Raw genomic sequence first — 17,479 nt, forward strand, 5'->3', positions numbered from 1 at the left:
GAAGAAAATCCCTGATTTCAGCTAGTAATTTTTTGCAGTTTCAGTCATAATCTGAAATATTGTCTATGATTCTATTCACATCAATATTCCTTTATGCTATTCTGAATTATAATTTTCTTATGGGTTTTTCTGTACATTAAATACTGTTCCGGCTGGATCTGTGATCCAATGCATACCTTCCGGAAGCTCTTCAATTTCGTCACAGGTTTCTACTCCACTTGACCGTAAATATTGTGTTGCTTCATCTACATTGGGAACTGTCAACTGAAGCCATGTTTCAGAGTGTGTATAATTGTCTACACAATCAAGCCAGATGATATTATTCCCGAATTTCACTTCATGTGTTCTGGAAACGGTAGGATGATCAATTGGTTTTTCTTCAACTTCCAATTTCAAAATATCTCTGTAAAAGGAAACTGTTTTTTCGTATTTATTTATAGGAATTTTGATTGCAATATTAATTCCAGCTTCAAATTTTGGAGTCATAATTTTATGATTTTGTTGGTAGTACAAAGTAATTGAATAGAACAGGTATATGGCTTATCTTATGACAAGATTCTTAGATTTTCAATGTCAAAACTTAATAATTCTTACCAATTCATAACAAAAGTTAAATATACAATCATATTAAAATATTTTTAATGCAATTTCAATTTTGTTTGAAAAAATTAATTAATTTCGAATTCACTAAATCTAAACTTTATGAAAAATTTAAAGAAAATCGAAAGACAGGAAATGAAAACAATTAATGGTGGTATCAACTGCCCTGGCGGTCAGATATGCTTAATCGGTGGTAAGTGGCAATGTATGCCTTATGACGGATGTGGCGGTGGAAACCAGCCTTAAGTTCTAAGTTTAATGTAATACTTCGATTATGAAAAATTCTAAGAAAATTTCAAGAGATCAATTGAAAAGTATTAACGGAGGAGCTCTAACTTGCTCTGAAGCATGCTGCCCACCTCCGGGAATTAAAAGATGTCCTTGGGTGATTTGTGTAGCACCTTGTGATATATTAAGCTAAATTTCACTCATCCGAACAATAACAAAAGCCTTGGAATCTCTGATTCTGAGGTTTTTATTTGACAGTCACACTAATTTTCATAGCTTTTAAGTATTCTATTATTAAAAAAAATTCACGGAATTATATTTTTTTTCCTGGAGTTTAATGAAAATATGTATATTTGCCGTGCAAAAAAAAATAAGAAATGATTTTATCTAACTTAAAAAAGGGAAAGAAACAGTACTTACGTCGAACGTCGTGAGTCATTTTCCTTTGGTTAGAAACCAGATACATCAGGAGCTTGTCATCACGACAGGCTCCTTTTTTTTGCTTAAAGTTTTTTTAATAATTTAATATTATATATTCATGAAAGTATTGAAATTTGGAGGGACTTCAGTGGGAAGCCCGGAAAGAATTGAACATTTATTGCCTATTATCCAATCTCAGACAGCGAATCAGCATCTGGTAGTATTATCGGCAGTTTCAGGAACTACAAATGATCTGGTAACATTATCAGAGCTGTATGCAGGAAAGGAATTGGAAAATGCAAAAAAGCATCTTGATGCGCTTTATGAGAAGTATAAAAAATTTGTAGCAGAATTATTCAAGACTGAACAGGGAGCTGCTGAAGCTTTGACATTTATCAATACTATATTCGAGCTTCTTTATAGCTTTGAAAACTCTAATTTCACTTCTACTGAAGAGCGTATCATATTGGCTCAGGGAGAAATTATTTCTACCACTTTGTTCCATTTACATTTAAAGGAAACAGGGGTTCCTTCCGTATTGTTATCAGCCCTTGATTTCATGCTTATTGATGAAGAAAATGAACCGGATGTAGAATATATTAGAGAAAAAGCAGGTATAGAAATTGCAAAATATCCTGCTGAAAGCTTATTCATTACACAAGGTTACATCTGCCGAAATGCTCAGGGCGAAATAGATAATCTGCGAAGAGGAGGTTCAGATTATACGGCTTCTTTGCTTGGAGCAGCTTTAGGTGTCGAAGAAGTTCAGATCTGGACGGACATTGATGGTTTCCACAATAATGACCCAAGATTTGTTCAGAATACAAGACCTATCGCTAAACTTAGTTTTGACGAAGCGGCGGAGCTTTCTTATTTTGGAGCTAAAATCCTTCACCCTCAAAGTGTTTTCCCTGCAAGAAAATATAATGTTCCTGTAAGATTACTGGACACGATGAACCCTCAGAAACCAGGGACTTTGATTTCAGGAGAAAGCATCAATCAGAATCAAATTGTGGCTATTGCAGCAAAGGACGGTATTACGGCAATCCGTATTCAGTCTTCCCGTATGCTGATGGCTTATGGTTTCCTGAGAAAGGTTTTCGAAGTTTTTGAGCGTTTCAAAACTCCTATCGACATGATTACAACTTCGGAAGTGGCTGTTTCATTGACGATTGATCAGACGGAATACCTACCTGAAATTTTAAAAGAGCTTGAAGTTTTCTCAGCTGTAGATATTGATCATGAACAGACTATTGTTTGTATTGTTGGTGATTTCAGAAAGAATAATCACGGACATGCTACAATTGTTTCGGAAGCGGTAAAACACATTCCGATCAGAATGATTTCTTACGGAGGTAGTGAGAATAATATTTCATTATTGGTTCCGTCTACCTATAAAATTGAAGCTTTACGATCGTTGCACAACAGATTGTTTTAAGATATCATTTCAAAAGAGATTATTCCTTGTGAATAGTCTCTTTTTTAATCAGCCATCACATTCTGTTTAGATAAAGGGCAATCTATTTTCAATCGCAAATTTCTCAAATTCAATATTAAGATGGGCTTTTTCAAATACGAGATATACCTGTTTTAGTTTTTTCAATTGTTTTAATATTAAAAAACTTTCTATATTCATATTTCTGATATGGGTAATCTCAAGAACTTCTAAGTTTTCCATTTCCTGAATATAATCGATAGATTTCAGATTTTTTAATCCTAAAAGTGATAGTTTTTTGATTTTTTCCGGATTCTTAAACTTTGGGATCTCATTAATCTCGTTCATATATCTCAAAGAAACATTGACCAGATTAGGCTGAACTGCTATATTTTTTTGAAAATTCAATCCGTTACACTTTTCTAAAGTCAGATTCTCAAGATTGGGAAACTTTTCTAAGAATAGTTCCGGATCAATTAATTTTCGATGTACCCTCAGTTCACGTATCAATTGATGATTATTTATCAATTTTAAATTCAAATCATAGACAGCCAGGCATTCCATTTGTGAAAAGGCGTTAATAGTAGAATATTGTTCTTTACTCAATCCTTCACACAGGTAGCTGAAATATTTTAGTTCAGAAAATCTCTTCAATTCATCAAGCTGGAGGTTCTTTTTGGCATGGGTTGAAATATCCAGATAACTTAAATAATGAATGTTCTTTAAAAAATTTAAGGTTTCTAATGGCTCATCATAATCACTTACATATATTTTCAACTTAGAAACGTTCGACAAATATTGAAAAACATGGATTCCTGAAACCACATGATCTGAATGAAAACTCTCCGACTCTATAATAACAGAGATCAAAAGTTTTTTTTCAAGCAGTATTTTATTTAAAGTAATTAATTTTTCAATTTCGACCTTTTCCTCAATTCTAACAGTAAGTATTTTGTTTTTTTCATCCGATATATTTTCAATATCACTGAAAGTCATTGTATGCAGATCAACCATCATTATTCAAGTTTTTAAATGTTTTTATAAAGATAGGAAATGTGATAAATATAAGCTACCAGAAAGGAAAAAACACTATTTAACAATTAATAAAATGTTCATAATCTATTCACGCCACTGCAATTTTTATGTTCTAGTTTTGACATCGAAAAGCAAACGTAACGATTGATGAGAGCGAAGAAATGCATAATAATTTTAATAGCCCGAAGTAATTTTATTTACTTCTCAGTAAAAATACAGTTGATCGCAGCACCAATAACAACTACCTTCTTTAAATTCACAACAATTTTACGTTATACGATTCTTTCTATTCAAAATTTCCATCAGGAAAACCTGCAAAACAGGATAGTCCACAAAAAACTAATATCAATTTTTTAAATTTTAAATACATGAGAAACTCGAAAGTAGTTGAGCTCAATAGTACATTAGAGCTGTTGAATGAAAGTGAACTCTACTCCTTCAAAGGAGGACTTGCCGGAGGACAGAGCGAAACGGAAATCCCTGAAATAATTATTCCTGCCCCCGACAGAGATGATGATGGTGGAACTAATCCTCCTGACACGGATCTACCTACTTGGGATGATGATGATCCTCCTATCTGGGGTGATGATGGTCCACCTGATGGAGGCACAGGGGCTGGAAACGGAAGTAATGATGTTCCTGCTGATGCTTTTGGAGGTATATTTTCATTAACGCTTGCCGAAAGATCGTTTCTAGCACATCACGTTCCTGCTTTAGGGGTTTTAAAAATGATTGGCAATTACAACCTTGCTGTGGAAAAAGGCAATGGTATTAATAATGAAGCAGATGCTTTAAGACACGCTCTATGGTCTGCGTTAGATGCTGCAGATATTGGTGTTAATTTAGCCAGACAGTTTCATACATTACATGAAACAGAACATCCGGGAACTCCTGCTGAGAATGCCATGGACTTGCATAATAACGAATGGGGATATAATTGGTTCTTACAAAATGGCAACCCAGAAGATAATATGCCTAAATTCGAGCTTGATTTTAATACCGCAGTTATTAACGGTTCGATAAAAACCAAACCATAGAAATGCACAAGTTAATTAAGTATATCCTGTCACTGTCTTTTTTCATTATTTTTTCCTGCCGGGGACAAACAGCCCCTGATTGTTTAATACAATTGGAAGAAAAGCTATCTCCAAAAGTAAATGAAGAAAATAAGATAGGAGAAATTATCAATATAAAGGATGAAGTCAACTGTTTTGAATGGGACACTTTAATTGTTCTATCGGCTATAAACAGCAAAAAAAGCATGGAAAAGGATTTAGGGATAACCATCCCGTTCGAATATAACTTTAGCATGGGTGATGAAAATACAGCAATATTACTTTTTGTGAAAAATAATAATGTAGTACACTATATCTCACAAAGGCGAACAGTAGATCGAAAAACGCTTGACCAGGCTAAATCTGTTAAAGCATCCAGCTTCATCTATTTATTAAATAATTACGGCAATAATGTGTATGCTAAAATACCTAAAGAAAAAGCTATTTTCGAGACTTATCCAGTGATCTATCACGACAAAAATAAAGAAACGGAATGGGCTTTAAAATATGGAATGGGAGTAAAAGTTAAATAATAGAATAAACTAAAAATTAACAAAATCCTCCAATTCTCTAGAATTGAAGGATTTCGAATTTTTGTCAAATCATAGTAGTTATACAACGTGTAACACAACATTCACGTGGATACCAGTAAATTACCAAGTGTGTTTTCTATTTGAAGGCATGCCAGTTCATTCAGTGAATTGTTCTCAAAGCTCTTTTACAGTCATGATTTGCAATTGGTATCTAAAAGTGAATTAAATACTGGAAGCTGGAAGAGAAAAATGATTCAAGTTATAAAGAACAGCTCTTTTATCTTAAAAAACTTTTTTCATTGCACGACAAAAAGTAGCTTGCCGCTTTTTAATTAATTCTGATAAATCTCTCCTTCATAAGAAGCATTATACAGATCTTTCAGTTCCTGAAGGCTTCATTTTCTTTTTTTTGACGAATAAAAGACAAAAATGATCTTTTGTATGCGGCTCCTTATACTGCTCTAAAGCATTTTTGTCTAAATCAAAAATATGAAAGGGCGTAATTGCCCTTTCTGAATTATGTTGTATATCCTTTAAATGGTGTGTAACCATGTTTTCGACTACTTTTAAAATTAATTATTACCGTTTAAAAGTTTTGCAGCCTTTTCATCAACTAAAAATAAAAGTTCACCTTCAGAAGGATTTAATAGCTGTGAGGGATACAGCGAAGGATTGTACTCACCTTCCAATACTTCTTTCAAAGCATCAGCTTTAGCTTCACCAAATGTTATCACAATTATTTTTTTAGCTTTATTTAAAAAAGGAGCCGTAAGAGTGATTCTATACATTTGCTGCGCATCAAGGTAGTAAGCAGAAACCCACTTTTCTTTTTCTTCCAATACAGCAGTTCCCGGGAACAGAGAAGCCGTATGTCCATCACCTCCCATTCCAAGAAGAATAAGATCCATTACCCCATCATCACCTAGTTTCTCTTTCAAAATTGTATTGTATTCCGAAGCGAAATCCTCTGGTTTTGTTCCGTCTTTATACATTGGATAAATATGAGCTGGCAGAACAGGCACATTATTTAAAAGGGTATCATATGACATTTTAGCATTGCTCAATTCATTATCCAAAGGCACCCATCTCTCATCACCCCAAAAAACGAGAACTTTGCTCCAGTCGATTTGTTTTTTATATTGATCTTCCGACAGCAATTTATACAATCCTTCCGGTGAAGAACCTCCTGTTAATGCAACTGTAAAATTCCCTTTCTTACTTATTGCTTCATTAGCAGCAGTAACAAAGAGTTCTGCAGCTTTTTTTATAATTTCTTCTTTTGTTGGTAATATATTAAGCATTTATTTCTGTTTTCAAAGTTATAGGAGAATTAGAAAGCCAATGATGCCCCTGTCTTTTCAATAGCTCATCAGCTTCTTCCGGTCCTGAACTTCCGGCTGGATACGTATACATTTTAGAAACGTTTCCTTTTTCCCAGGCAGTCTGAATATTGGCGATCACGTCCCAAGCCTCTTCTACCTGATCCGAACGCATAAACAGAGTGGAATCTCCATCAAGAGCATCCAATAATAAGGTCTCATAGGCTTCCGGTGTATCTGGTGAGCATTCAAAATAATCGAATACCATTTCAGCAGGTTTTAATTTCATATCAAGCCCTGGCTTTTTGGTCATAAATGACAATTTGATGTCCATTTCAGGTTGAATATCGATCGTTAATTTATTAGGCTGCAATTGATTTATCCCATTATTAAAAGTAGTACACGGAACTTCTTTAAAACTGATAACCACGGAAGATGCCTTTTCTGACATACGTTTACCAGTACGCATATAAAAAGGAACTCCATTCCATCGTTCATTATCAACATAGAATTTCATAGCAACATAAGTTTCCGTATTTGAATGTGGGTTTACTCCAGGTTCCTGCAAATATCCTTGTTTTGGCTGCCCGTCAATCTCGCCAGCCGTATATTGTGCCCTTACCGTATAATGATTTATGTCTTCCGGATCAATTCTTCTGACACTTTTTAACACATCTACCTTTCTGTTTCTGATCTCTGTAGATTCAAAAATCATAGGAGCTTCCATAGCAACCATACAAAGAATCTGCATTAAGTGATTCTGAATCATATCTCTTAGTGCTCCCGATCCGTCATAATATCCTCCTCTATCTTCAACTCCTACTGTCTCTGCAACAGTAATCTGCACAGAATCTATATATTTATTGTTCCACAAAGGTTCAAAAATGGTGTTTCCAAACCGGAAAGCCAGAATATTCTGTACATTTTCTTTTCCAAGGTAGTGGTCAATACGGTAAATCTGTTCTTCCTGAAAGTTTTGAGCCAAAAGTTTATTCAAGGCTAAAGCAGATTCTTTGTCATATCCAAAAGGTTTTTCGATAATCATACGATCCTTATCTACATTGTCTGCCAACCCTATTTTTTTAAGATTATTCGATACCTTTTCAATAAAACTTGGAGCTACAGAAAGATAAAAAAGACGATTTGCTCTGGTTCCTAAATTTACATCAATGGTATCGAGCTGATTTTTCAATTGAACAAAAGATTCTTCCTGTGTAATATCAAACCGTACAAATCTGATTTTCTGACTGAAAGCATTCCATTTCTCTTCAGAAAAGTTTTTGATCCTTGAGAAATTTTTGATATTTTCTAAGATATAAGTTCTGAATTCTTCTTGTGTATGTTCAGTTCTTCCCAGTGAAAGAAGCTCAAATTCATCAGGCATCCACCCTTCCAGAAACAGATTAAAAAATGCAGGAAATAATTTCCTTTTTGCCAAATCCCCCGTTGCCCCAAAGACCACGATAGAGGTTGGCTTTTTATCATTATTTTTCATTCGATTTATTTTTATGATTCCCAACGGGTATGAAAAACTCCTTCTTTATCAATTCTTTCGTAAGTGTGTGCCCCAAAGAAATCACGTTGAGCCTGAATAAGATTGGTTGGTAAATTTTCCGTACGGTAAGCATCAAAATAAGATAACGCATTCATCCAGGCAGAAGCAGGAGTTCCATTTTGAATTGCATCTTTAAGAACCGAGCGGATACTGCCTTGTGCTGAATTCAGTTTTTCTGCAATATATTGATCAAGCAATATGTTTGGTAAATCAGGTTGTAAGGCAAATGCTTTTCTAAAATCTTCCAGTAAAGTCGCTCTGATAATACAGCCACCTCTCCAGATTTTACATACTGTTTCCAAATGCAGCTCATAGCCATAAGTCTCTGAAGCTACTTTAAGCTGAGCTAATCCCTGAGCATATGTTGTTATAATAGCAAAGTAAAGACCTTGTTTAAGTTCCTCCAAATTGACATTATTGATATTTTGATCATTATTCCACGTCAATAATTTTGAAGCCTGGATTCTTTCGGGTTTATATTTGGATATGTCTCTCATATTTACAGCTGCATCAATTACAGGTACGGGAACCTGTAGATCCATGGCATTTTGCGAAGTCCATTTTCCTGTTCCTTTGGATTTTGCCCAATCTGAAATCAGGTCTACCAGATATTTATCGCCTTCTTTTTGTTTCAGAATATTTGCTGTAATTTCAATAAGGAAAGAGTTTAACTCTTCTTTATTCCACTGTTCAAATGATTGCTGTATCGTTTCATGATCCAAATGATAAACATTCTTCATGATATCATAAGTTTCTGCGATAAGCTGCATAATTCCATACTCTATTCCATTGTGTACCATTTTAACGTAGTTTCCGGCAGATCCGTTCCCTAAGAACTCTACACAAGGTTCTCCATCTACTTTAGCAGCAATGGCTTCAAAAATTGGACGCAAACGTTCATAAGCTATTTTATCACCACCAGGCATCATGCTAGGTCCTCTTCTCGCGCCACTTTCACCTCCTGATATTCCCATCCCAAAAAAATGAATTCCTTTAGACGAAAGTTCTTTATATCTTCTGTCAGTATCTGTAAAATAGGTATTTCCACCATCAATGATAATATCTCCTTCATCCAGAAAAGGAAGCAAGGTTTGTATGGCTCCGTCTACAGGAGCTCCTGCCGGAACGAGTAGCATAATAGCTCTGGGCTGTTCAAGAGATTTTACAAATGCTTCAGGCTGAACAGTAGCATAAATCTGATGCTCTTTTTGCGCTTCCGCCTGTAATGAATCTGCCTTTTCCTGGTCTAGGTCTAAGCCTGCAACTGCATATCCGTTATCAGCCATATTAAGCAATAAATTCCGCCCCATAACGCCTAAGCCTACTATACCAAAGTTGTATGTAATCATTTTTTTTAAAAAATTTTTATGAATGTCTATTTATATTATGTACTCCCAGCAATTAAACAACAGTTATTCCGTGTTTAAAATACTTGATTAAAATTAACTCTTATTTTCGGAATGTTTAAGATAAAAAAAGAGATATTTATATAATCAATAGATGGATTGCGGCTGGAAGAAGGAAGCTGGAGGCTGGAAGTTTCTTTTAATCAATGGTTTCACAATACCACAGCTAAAAAAATGAAAAGGGTTGTAATAATGTTTTTTTATAACCTTCAAAGCTTTCTTTATTATATTTTAAAAGAGTTATTAATTTATCTATCCCTAGAATAATTTTCTTTATTACAACAATGTTTGCTTTGTCACTGAATCCTTAAAAAATATTGCTTATATACAAAAAAAGAGGATCTTCTTTTGAAGACCCTCTTAGCGGAGAGTGAGGGATTCGAACCCCCGGACCTGTTACAGTCAACAGTTTTCAAGACTGCCGCAATCGACCACTCTGCCAACTCTCCTGAAGTGCGACTATACCGTCGTTTTCAGTGGTGCAAATATATAAACTTTTTCAACACCAACAAAACATTTTTTGAAAAAAAATAGTTTCCCCAGTATTTTAAGGTATTATCACAACTATAAAGCTGATTTAAAAAAGTTATTTCCACCGATAAATCAACTGAAAATCAAACTTTTTACAACATCAAAACAACAACTATTTTATAATTATACAAAATATCAGTTTTTTATGACGTTCTATTTTTTTCAAAAAAAGGAATATAAATCCCATTTACAACTTATATATGCTATGCATAATTATTAGTTATAATAATAAGTCGTGGTTACATCACCGCTAAAATTAGGTCTTGTTTCCTCTTTATGGGTATGGAGTTCAAATACTCTTTCTCCATTTTTAATCCCTGCCAGAATTTTTAATGAAGACCATCCGTTTTCCAATCTAAGTTGAATGCTGTTTTCATCAGTAATGGTAGATATATCTTTCAAATATCCGATCCCTACAACTTTTAACTCATTATTTGTGGTCTGATATATCCAGCCATCAGACTGAACAGCCACTTCCCCATTCCCCAAAACATGATCTCCATTGGTAGAAATACAGAAAGAATAATAATCTTCCTCTACTCCAATAAGCGGAATAGCAATTCCTGACTTTGTTATTTCGTCACCGTGTTCGTTTTCAACAAAATATTTCAAAATATTATTGCCTGGCAGATTATGTTCCTGAAGGTATTTTGCAAGAAGCTCTGGACTGTATATAACAAAGCCCTTAAGCTCAGAAAATATTTTTTTCATAGTAATTTGATAAATTGGGTTAAAATTCTAAATACTGTAAAAACCTTTAGTTTTATATTGATTTTTACAATCCATCAAGTTCTGCTCTTGAGAACAGGTCGTTGATCAATACTTCATTTTCGCATGCTTTTTTAAAATCCAAAATAAATTCTTTCAATTGTACTCCATCAGAAGAATAAGCACAAAACATACTTCCTTCCGGATCAAAACGAATACTGTTAGTTAAATCCGGTCTTTTTTCTTCCAGAAAAACATGCGCAAGAGAATCCCAGTCGTAGCCATTTCCTTCAAAGCCATCGTCAGCTCTGACATCAAAAATTTCCTGCTTATAACTTCCCACATTCAGACAAACTGAAAAGCTATTATTATGTTCTACCCAGAAAAAAGGGCTTATTGTCTCTTTTAATTGATTAATATCCATTTTGTTCAAGTTCTTTAAAGTGCATTTCCACCATATCTGATCTCTTTGCGAGAGCATACAAGATATACTTCCGAAGTAAAAACTTCAGAAATCAGATTAAATATAACCGTCAAGTTTTTAAAAGTGCAATGATCAGAGTGAAAACAGAATAGCATCACCTATAAGTTCAGCTATTCTGCATCAATACTATTTTGTTACCAAATGATTAATACTAGCTTGCTGCGTTTGGCCATAATCCGTAATAGCCTGAATTTCCGTAATCTATTCTTTCCGCACTGATAATAAAGCTGATCAGCATACTGTTACTGTCAATAGCATCAAATTCCACTTCATGCTGAATTACATAGCCATTTTCCCAGTTCAATGTGATCAATGTACCTTCTTCATGAGATTTGTTGAAGGTAACTTCTCCTTTTGTAGGTTTATACTTTCCGTTCAGTAAGCTTTCAAGGATGTCGGATTTTTCAGTAGCTTCTACAGTAATCTTGATTAATGCATTGGAAGGATCTGATGCTACACGTCCAGAAACGTCTGTAGATCTTGCTACGCTGTAATTAAGCTTTAATAATTTTTGTCCTTCTCCTCCGTTGAATTTTAAGATTCCTCTTGAATTTCTTTCTGCCATGATCGTAAATTTTAATCGTTAATAATATTTGTAATTGTGTGATTGTATAACAAATATAAAGCGGTTATTTATATTCAAAAAATTTTTAAGCATCAATCTGAAAATTTGTAGTAGTTCTACGACTTTTAGCAATAACTCTACTTTAACAACACTTAAAAACGAACCAATAAAAAACTGAAATTCAATTAAATAATTTAAAATAAAATCAAAAATAAAAGGACCTGTTTTTTACACAAATGTGAGAAATATTGTAAAAAAGAGTTAAAAAAAAGCCACAAATGATTAATTTGTGACTTTCCTATTTTGCTATTGTTGTACTTTGTTATTCTGTTTCTGTATTTCAAAGACTTTTTTCAGATAAACATCTGTCCCTTCCAAAAACTCCTGATCGGTTTGCTGTATCTTCATATGAGGCATAATCCCCTGCCCTCTTTTCTGGTCTGCAAGAATTTTTGCATCCTGAATGACGTGAACAATGGAAAACCCAGTCTGAATTCCAGTATTTGGCAGTTCATATACTAAAGGGAGATGTCCGTTATGTTCATAATACCCTCCCACAGTTTCTTTCCCGATAACAATCGCGTTGGTATAAGATTTAATTAATGATGCCAGATGTGATGCCGCAGATGCTACGCGCTGGTCTACCAGTAAATAAAGCTGCCCTTTAAATGTTCTTTCGTTAGGCAAAATTGAAGGATTCTTATCATCACCCCAATAATATTTCCCTTGAACCTGTTTTGGATACAGCTGTTTGAGGTAAGCATTCAATCCTGTTTTATCAGTAACTCCATTGGAAAGAAAAAGATTGGTAATAACAAGTTTCTCATCCATAGGAACCTCATTAAATTTTGTGTAAGCATAATGACTATCACGGAAAGGTCTCTGAGTAAGATAAGAGAATACTTTTTCATAAAGAGCTCCTGTTCCGCCTGTATTTCCTCTTAAATCGATGATCAGATTGTTAATTTTTTCTTTTTCAAGAGTATCCATCATTTGATCAAGAAAAACACTGAACTTCTTATAAGCAGGATCTTCTTTACCTGTAGCAAAATCAAAACCTCTTACTGATAAGCGATAGATATTTTCACCTTCCTTAGTAAAGCTGTATTTTTCTGCCAGAAGTTTTTTGTCTGCCACAAGAGAATGTCGTGAATCCTGAAGTTTTTTAAAATCTTCCAGCTCTATTCCCGGTAAGTTTACCTGATAAACTTTATTGTTCAATTTATAACTGATATCATAGTTTTTATGGGTCCCGAATTCTATATAAAACTTGTCGAGCATTCCTCTTTCAAAACCTGTCGTCTCTTTATAGGGCATGGAATAGCCATCCGAGAAATAATATTTTGCAAAACGTTCGATCATTTCTTTTGCTGGAATTCCGTTAATGGATAAAATTTCTGCTGCAAGCGGAATCTTAACCTCTTTTGAATCCTGTAATAAACGTCCGTCAATATTTTTTAAAGTGATGGGCAGATATTCAGGTTTTTGGGTAAAATAATAAGATGCATGATTGGGAAGATCTGTATAATTGTGACAACTTCCCTCAAATCCTGTAACCTTGGCAATCACTTTGTAGAAATCAAAGATATTGTTACAGTTTCTTGCTTCTTCTTCAGCTTTCTGATAAATACTGTCTATCTGCTGCTTACTTCTGTAAACATACAATCCTGAATTCGCAGCTTCTCTGATAGAGCGAAAAGTATGCAGATCTTCAACAAATTTTTCTGAAGTAAGATGATCTTCCAAAATGGGAAGGTTTCTGGACTCTGTGATAGATACTCCTGCAGTTTTACTTTTCTGAAGGTAGGATTTTGCCCAAATCCTGAATTCATATTTTTTTCCTTTTTCGGGGGTGTAATAAAGACGTTCAATACTGTTTATTCCTCTAGAATCATCCTGTTCTTTTATTTTTTTTCCATCCTGAAATATAGATACTGCGAGATTAGCATTTTTTGACTGAACGGAAATCCATGTTGGTTTTTTAGATTGAGGTGAATACTTAATGGTGTCTCCGGGTTTTAGTTCCAGATTCGATTGTGCATATGCAGTGTTTATCAGCAATAATAAAGGGATGATAAAGAGTTTGGTCATTGTTATTTTTTTGAAAGGCTAAATATACAAATTAACCGTATTTGATTTTATTCTTTAAAAACCTTTAATTAATTAAAAACTTTACAGATTAATACTCAATTTCTGAACTTCTTCTGCTGAAAACCCGAAAATCTGTGGTGTTTTCACATCGAGAAGATTAAGATAAATATATAATTCTGCTCTGTGATGAATTTCGTGTTCTACCATTGCTCTCAGCCATTTCCAAATTGAGATTTCATTATTGGCTGGGGTCAGACATCTACGGTTAAGGTCATCATCTGAAAGGTTACTGATAATTTCAATAGACTGTCTGTGCATTTCATTGAAAAAAGAGACAACATCTTCATAAGTCTCTGCAAATTCTTTTCCACATCCCGGATAGGCACTCTGTCTTCCTGAAATGGTTTCTCCATACATATATCGTTCAATAGTTGCAATATGCCGGATCTGATCTCCTATTGTAAATTTTCCAGGTTTATAGGTAAAATTAATATGCTCAGGTGGTACAATTGCGATAAGCCGATTCGTTCTTGCCCGGATTTTTTCATAATAATCAATGAATGATTTCACAGAAGTGATTTCCATATTTATTTGCTTTTTAGTCTAATAAATATATAAAAAATCCATATTTTAAATATAAAATAAGGAAGCATACACATTGATATAATACGAAAACTGTTAAAATTCCCAATAAGTAACGGGAAAACTTGCAGACTTATTAAATATCCGATATTTTAGTTAAAAAAAACGATAACGATGAAAAAATGGCTTGCTATGCCACTTATTGGATTAAATTTTATAATCCTGAGTGCTCAAACCAATAAAATTGATACGGAGAAACTTTTGGGTTATTATGAAACTCAACATTATTCAGACGCAGCGAAATATCTCCAAAGCATTTATCCTGAAGACACACAGGATCTAAAAGCCCTTACACAGATCGCTTATTGTAATATGATGGCTGGAAAGCTTCCGGAAGCTGAAAAAAGTTACCTGAAAGCCAATACCATTCAGCCCAATGATCTTCCTATTTTGTTCAGTCTTGCAAGTATTAATTCCAGACGGGGAAATGTAGCAAATGCCAAATCTTATTTACAACAGATTATTCAACAGGATAGTGTAAATTTCAGTGCCTATAAACAACTGGCTGCCTATGCCGAAACTCCTGAAGCTAAATTGAATTATCTTAAAAAAGCCAATATACTGAATGCAACCGACCCTGATGTCGCCTATGATTTATCAATGGTTTACAATGGTCTTAAACAATATCAATCTGCATATGATGTATTGAAAACTGCTATTACTGCCGATACTGAGAATTTCACATTGCAACAGGCTCAGTTACCTATTGCCAATCTTTTGGGTAAATATGTTGAAGTTGTGGAAACTGGGGAAAAGCTCCTAAAAATTAATGCTGATGCTAATGTGATAAATGATCTGGGACAAGCCTATTTTTATCTTAAAGATTATAAAAGATGTATTGATCTTTATAAAATGCTTGAGGAGTTAGGGATAGAAAATGAAGGTATTCTCTACTACATGACCCTAAGCTATACAGAATTGAAAGATTATAATAACGCTGAAATTTATGCTCAAAAAACAATTGATCACGCAATTTCTAAGCATACAACCCTTTATTATGCTGCATTAGCAGGAATTTATGAATCCAAAAATCAATATAATGATGCGATGACAGCTTATAAGAAAGGATTAACCTTTGGGAACAGCAATATTATTTATTATCGTTTAGGACTTCTTTATGATCTGAACCTGAAACAGCCTAAAAATGCGGTGACCTATTATCAATTATACCTGAAAAACAATCCGAATCAGGAAAAGGAAAAGATACAGATTACATATGCTAAAGATAGAATTGCAGCCCTGGGAAAATAAATTATTTGATGAAAAAGATGTACTACTGTTTTTGTGACTATAATCACAAATATAACTTCTACAGACTCTTTAACTTTGTTTTTATAAAATAAAAATATGAGCAATACAAATTCAAACATCGCAGAACAGTTTATCCAATATTTAAATGAGGAAGACTTTGATAAGGCAGAAAGCTGTCTTGATCCAGATTTTAAATTTATAGGGGTAATGGGAACCAGAGAAGGCGCTTCAGTGTACATACAAGACATGAAGCAGATGAAATTTAAATATCAGATCATCAAAACTTTTACCTCCGGGGAAGATGTGTGCTTCTGGTATAATATCGACATGGGGAAGAAAACTATTTTATCATCAGGATGGTATCATGTTATGGATGGTAAAATACGATCTTTAAAAGTACTGTTTGACCCAAGACCTTTACTGAATGATCAGTAAAAATTGTTTCTAACGAATTTAAAAGTATATAACGGGGCTTTGTCCCGTTTTTGTTTTATATTATAAGTTTTAAAGCCACCCTGCTTTCTTTCTCCAAATAAGATACTCTTTATCTTTTCCATCTATTGTTAGAATTTCTTCTATTTCTGGGATTTTATTAATATCAAGCATTGATAATTGAGGAAGCCCTGCTTTTTTTCGGTCGTTATTTAAATTCTTTTTGTTTTCTACCGGATAAGGAATTCCATCTGCAGTGAGCTGTGTTCCGTACTTCTGAGGCTTCCCTTGAAATACCTGAATACGGTCATATAAGTAAGCTTTATTGGTCAGATTAATATCATGACTGTTTTCTTCCATCATTTGATAACAATTCTTCATAAATTCCGGTTCGCCAATAGAATGCTGAACAATAAGCCAGGCGGCATCACTAGCTTTTTTGCCTACTTTTGATATAGTAGGAAAGCCAATCTCTAGGATAATTTCCCGAAGTCGTTTTGCATTGGTTTTATGAACGCTTTCCATTTCGGGATGATAACCTCCTGAAAGTTTTCCTTCAGATGCAAGCTTTTCTCTTACCTGTAAATCATAATCGGCAAGATGTATTAATTCTTTTTCAAATGCATTATTCATGATTTCCAATAATATTAAGGATAAATTCTGCTCTTTGTTTTATAGAAATTTTTGGAACTTCAATAAGGTTATAGCCATACTCCAGATAAGTTTCATTCATGCAATCAAAGGTAGCTTGGGCAACTTCAATTGTTTGCTTTCTTTCCAGATCATTTTCATAAATTTCTTTCCAGGGCGGAAGGATAAAAACATTGTTATGATATTTCATTGTATCGGCTTTTGTTTTCATTTCATCGGGAACAGGAATATTCTCCAGTTTAAGATAGCCAATGGTATCCAATATTCCTCTATCAAAGAAAACGGGTTGCTCTTCAAGTTTATCTATTTTCAGAAAAGAATTCACAGATGCTTCAAACATCAGATCTGCAAATCTTTTTTTATTAATCCATGGCAAAGCGTCACCTTTAATGCTGATCTGTTCTTTGATAATTCTTCTGCCTTCTTCAGGAACTGTCATAAATCCTTTTTTATTAAGTTCATTCAGCAAGGAAGTTTTCCCCGCCCCTGGTCCTCCCGTAAGGATATAGAGTTTTGAGTTTTTCTGTTTCATTGGAAT

Annotated in this window: 19 protein-coding genes and 1 tRNA gene; 7 read left to right on the forward strand and 13 right to left on the reverse strand. The window is 34.1% G+C overall.

The window, feature by feature from the left end:
* Positions 1 to 117: 117 nt before the first annotated feature.
* Complete coding sequence (locus tag BBI01_RS11410) at positions 118 to 486, reverse strand: VOC family protein (protein ID WP_065394772.1); 369 nt, start codon at positions 484 to 486, stop codon at positions 118 to 120.
* Positions 487 to 702: 216 nt separating this feature from the next.
* Between BBI01_RS11410 and BBI01_RS22805 the strand changes: the two genes are divergently transcribed.
* The 3 genes from BBI01_RS22805 to BBI01_RS11415 all read left to right on the forward strand — a co-directional run bounded on the left by BBI01_RS22805 (position 703) and on the right by BBI01_RS11415 (position 2,686).
* Positions 703 to 846: a bacteriocin-like protein gene (locus BBI01_RS22805; protein ID WP_165602240.1), complete on the forward strand. Its 144-nt coding sequence runs from the start codon at positions 703 to 705 to the stop codon at positions 844 to 846.
* Positions 847 to 874: 28 nt separating this feature from the next.
* Entirely contained in the window at positions 875 to 1,021 is a 147-nt protein-coding gene (locus BBI01_RS22810; RefSeq protein WP_165602241.1) for a bacteriocin-like protein, read from the forward strand.
* A gap of 345 nt (positions 1,022 to 1,366) precedes the next feature.
* Entirely contained in the window at positions 1,367 to 2,686 is a 1,320-nt protein-coding gene (locus tag BBI01_RS11415) for an aspartate kinase (RefSeq protein ID WP_065394773.1), read from the forward strand.
* A gap of 66 nt (positions 2,687 to 2,752) precedes the next feature.
* Here BBI01_RS11415 and BBI01_RS11420 read toward each other — a convergent pair whose 3' ends face one another.
* Positions 2,753 to 3,700, reverse strand: coding sequence for a hypothetical protein (locus tag BBI01_RS11420; RefSeq protein ID WP_065394774.1), 948 nt, complete (start codon positions 3,698 to 3,700; stop codon positions 2,753 to 2,755).
* Positions 3,701 to 4,086: 386 nt separating this feature from the next.
* Between BBI01_RS11420 and BBI01_RS11425 the strand changes: the two genes are divergently transcribed.
* Both BBI01_RS11425 and BBI01_RS11430 read left to right on the forward strand, forming a co-directional pair.
* Entirely contained in the window at positions 4,087 to 4,755 is a 669-nt protein-coding gene (locus tag BBI01_RS11425) for a DUF6973 domain-containing protein (RefSeq protein WP_065394775.1), read from the forward strand.
* A 2-nt stretch (positions 4,756 to 4,757) separates the two neighbouring features.
* On the forward strand, positions 4,758 to 5,306 hold the full coding sequence (locus tag BBI01_RS11430; protein WP_065394776.1) for a hypothetical protein: 549 nt from the start codon (positions 4,758 to 4,760) through the stop codon (positions 5,304 to 5,306).
* Positions 5,307 to 5,878: 572 nt separating this feature from the next.
* Here BBI01_RS11430 and pgl read toward each other — a convergent pair.
* From pgl to BBI01_RS11485, 9 genes are all read right to left on the reverse strand, one after another.
* Complete coding sequence (gene pgl, locus BBI01_RS11440; RefSeq protein ID WP_065394778.1) at positions 5,879 to 6,607, reverse strand: 6-phosphogluconolactonase; 729 nt, start codon at positions 6,605 to 6,607, stop codon at positions 5,879 to 5,881.
* Positions 6,600 to 8,120 carry a glucose-6-phosphate dehydrogenase gene (gene zwf, locus BBI01_RS11445; RefSeq protein ID WP_065394779.1) on the reverse strand — a complete coding sequence of 507 codons (1,521 nt, stop codon included), beginning with the start codon at positions 8,118 to 8,120 and terminating at the stop codon, positions 6,600 to 6,602. Before zwf ends, pgl begins: the two co-directional genes overlap by 8 nt.
* An 11-nt stretch (positions 8,121 to 8,131) precedes the next feature.
* Complete coding sequence (gene gnd / locus BBI01_RS11450; RefSeq protein WP_065394780.1) at positions 8,132 to 9,529, reverse strand: NADP-dependent phosphogluconate dehydrogenase; 1,398 nt, start codon at positions 9,527 to 9,529, stop codon at positions 8,132 to 8,134.
* 421 nt (positions 9,530 to 9,950) lie between these two features.
* Positions 9,951 to 10,035: transfer RNA gene (locus tag BBI01_RS11455), tRNA-Ser, on the reverse strand.
* Between the two features lie 298 nt (positions 10,036 to 10,333).
* Positions 10,334 to 10,828 (reverse strand): hypothetical protein, encoded by a 495-nt coding sequence (locus BBI01_RS11465; RefSeq protein WP_065394782.1) that lies wholly within the window; start codon positions 10,826 to 10,828, stop codon positions 10,334 to 10,336.
* A gap of 64 nt (positions 10,829 to 10,892) precedes the next feature.
* Positions 10,893 to 11,249: an immunity 51 family protein gene (locus tag BBI01_RS11470; RefSeq protein WP_065394847.1), complete on the reverse strand. Its 357-nt coding sequence runs from the start codon at positions 11,247 to 11,249 to the stop codon at positions 10,893 to 10,895.
* Between the two features lie 211 nt (positions 11,250 to 11,460).
* A complete protein-coding gene (gene tssD, locus BBI01_RS11475) occupies positions 11,461 to 11,874 on the reverse strand; it encodes a type VI secretion system tube protein TssD (RefSeq protein WP_065394783.1) in 414 nt (137 codons plus the stop codon).
* Between the two features lie 306 nt (positions 11,875 to 12,180).
* Entirely contained in the window at positions 12,181 to 13,965 is a 1,785-nt protein-coding gene (locus tag BBI01_RS11480; protein WP_065394784.1) for a S41 family peptidase, read from the reverse strand.
* Between the two features lie 81 nt (positions 13,966 to 14,046).
* Entirely contained in the window at positions 14,047 to 14,550 is a 504-nt protein-coding gene (locus BBI01_RS11485) for a DinB family protein (protein ID WP_065394785.1), read from the reverse strand.
* A 171-nt stretch (positions 14,551 to 14,721) separates the two neighbouring features.
* On the opposite strand from BBI01_RS11485, the gene BBI01_RS11490 reads away from it, so the two are divergent.
* Positions 14,722 to 15,858, forward strand: a complete 1,137-nt coding sequence (locus tag BBI01_RS11490; RefSeq protein WP_065394786.1) for a tetratricopeptide repeat protein — start codon at positions 14,722 to 14,724, stop codon at positions 15,856 to 15,858.
* A 96-nt stretch (positions 15,859 to 15,954) separates the two neighbouring features.
* Positions 15,955 to 16,293, forward strand: coding sequence for a nuclear transport factor 2 family protein (locus tag BBI01_RS11495; RefSeq protein ID WP_065394787.1), 339 nt, complete (start codon positions 15,955 to 15,957; stop codon positions 16,291 to 16,293).
* A 69-nt stretch (positions 16,294 to 16,362) separates the two neighbouring features.
* Here the strand turns inward: BBI01_RS11495 and BBI01_RS11500 are convergent, their stop codons facing one another.
* Complete coding sequence (locus BBI01_RS11500; protein ID WP_065394788.1) at positions 16,363 to 16,923, reverse strand: DUF6624 domain-containing protein; 561 nt, start codon at positions 16,921 to 16,923, stop codon at positions 16,363 to 16,365.
* On the reverse strand, positions 16,916 to 17,473 hold the full coding sequence (locus BBI01_RS11505) for an AAA family ATPase (protein WP_065394789.1): 558 nt from the start codon (positions 17,471 to 17,473) through the stop codon (positions 16,916 to 16,918). The genes BBI01_RS11500 and BBI01_RS11505 overlap by 8 nt, the downstream gene beginning before the upstream one ends.
* Positions 17,474 to 17,479 lie beyond the last annotated feature (6 nt).

Origin of the sequence: Chryseobacterium artocarpi (assembly GCF_001684975.1) — a bacterium.
GTDB lineage: Bacteria > Bacteroidota > Bacteroidia > Flavobacteriales > Weeksellaceae > Chryseobacterium > Chryseobacterium artocarpi.

Coding starts and splice junctions, on each gene's coding strand:
- BBI01_RS11410 (WP_065394772.1), bottom strand. CDS start 486: ATGACTCCAAAATTTGAAGCTGGAATTAATATTGCAATCAAAATTCCT.
- BBI01_RS22805 (WP_165602240.1), top strand. CDS start 703: ATGAAAAATTTAAAGAAAATCGAAAGACAGGAAATGAAAACAATTAAT.
- BBI01_RS22810 (WP_165602241.1), top strand. CDS start 875: ATGAAAAATTCTAAGAAAATTTCAAGAGATCAATTGAAAAGTATTAAC.
- BBI01_RS11415 (WP_065394773.1), top strand. CDS start 1,367: ATGAAAGTATTGAAATTTGGAGGGACTTCAGTGGGAAGCCCGGAAAGA.
- BBI01_RS11420 (WP_065394774.1), bottom strand. CDS start 3,700: ATGATGGTTGATCTGCATACAATGACTTTCAGTGATATTGAAAATATA.
- BBI01_RS11425 (WP_065394775.1), top strand. CDS start 4,087: ATGAGAAACTCGAAAGTAGTTGAGCTCAATAGTACATTAGAGCTGTTG.
- BBI01_RS11430 (WP_065394776.1), top strand. CDS start 4,758: ATGCACAAGTTAATTAAGTATATCCTGTCACTGTCTTTTTTCATTATT.
- pgl (WP_065394778.1), bottom strand. CDS start 6,607: ATGCTTAATATATTACCAACAAAAGAAGAAATTATAAAAAAAGCTGCA.
- zwf (WP_065394779.1), bottom strand. CDS start 8,120: ATGAAAAATAATGATAAAAAGCCAACCTCTATCGTGGTCTTTGGGGCA.
- gnd (WP_065394780.1), bottom strand. CDS start 9,529: ATGATTACATACAACTTTGGTATAGTAGGCTTAGGCGTTATGGGGCGG.
- BBI01_RS11465 (WP_065394782.1), bottom strand. CDS start 10,828: ATGAAAAAAATATTTTCTGAGCTTAAGGGCTTTGTTATATACAGTCCA.
- BBI01_RS11470 (WP_065394847.1), bottom strand. CDS start 11,249: ATGGATATTAATCAATTAAAAGAGACAATAAGCCCTTTTTTCTGGGTA.
- tssD (WP_065394783.1), bottom strand. CDS start 11,874: ATGGCAGAAAGAAATTCAAGAGGAATCTTAAAATTCAACGGAGGAGAA.
- BBI01_RS11480 (WP_065394784.1), bottom strand. CDS start 13,965: ATGACCAAACTCTTTATCATCCCTTTATTATTGCTGATAAACACTGCA.
- BBI01_RS11485 (WP_065394785.1), bottom strand. CDS start 14,550: ATGGAAATCACTTCTGTGAAATCATTCATTGATTATTATGAAAAAATC.
- BBI01_RS11490 (WP_065394786.1), top strand. CDS start 14,722: ATGAAAAAATGGCTTGCTATGCCACTTATTGGATTAAATTTTATAATC.
- BBI01_RS11495 (WP_065394787.1), top strand. CDS start 15,955: ATGAGCAATACAAATTCAAACATCGCAGAACAGTTTATCCAATATTTA.
- BBI01_RS11500 (WP_065394788.1), bottom strand. CDS start 16,923: ATGAATAATGCATTTGAAAAAGAATTAATACATCTTGCCGATTATGAT.
- BBI01_RS11505 (WP_065394789.1), bottom strand. CDS start 17,473: ATGAAACAGAAAAACTCAAAACTCTATATCCTTACGGGAGGACCAGGG.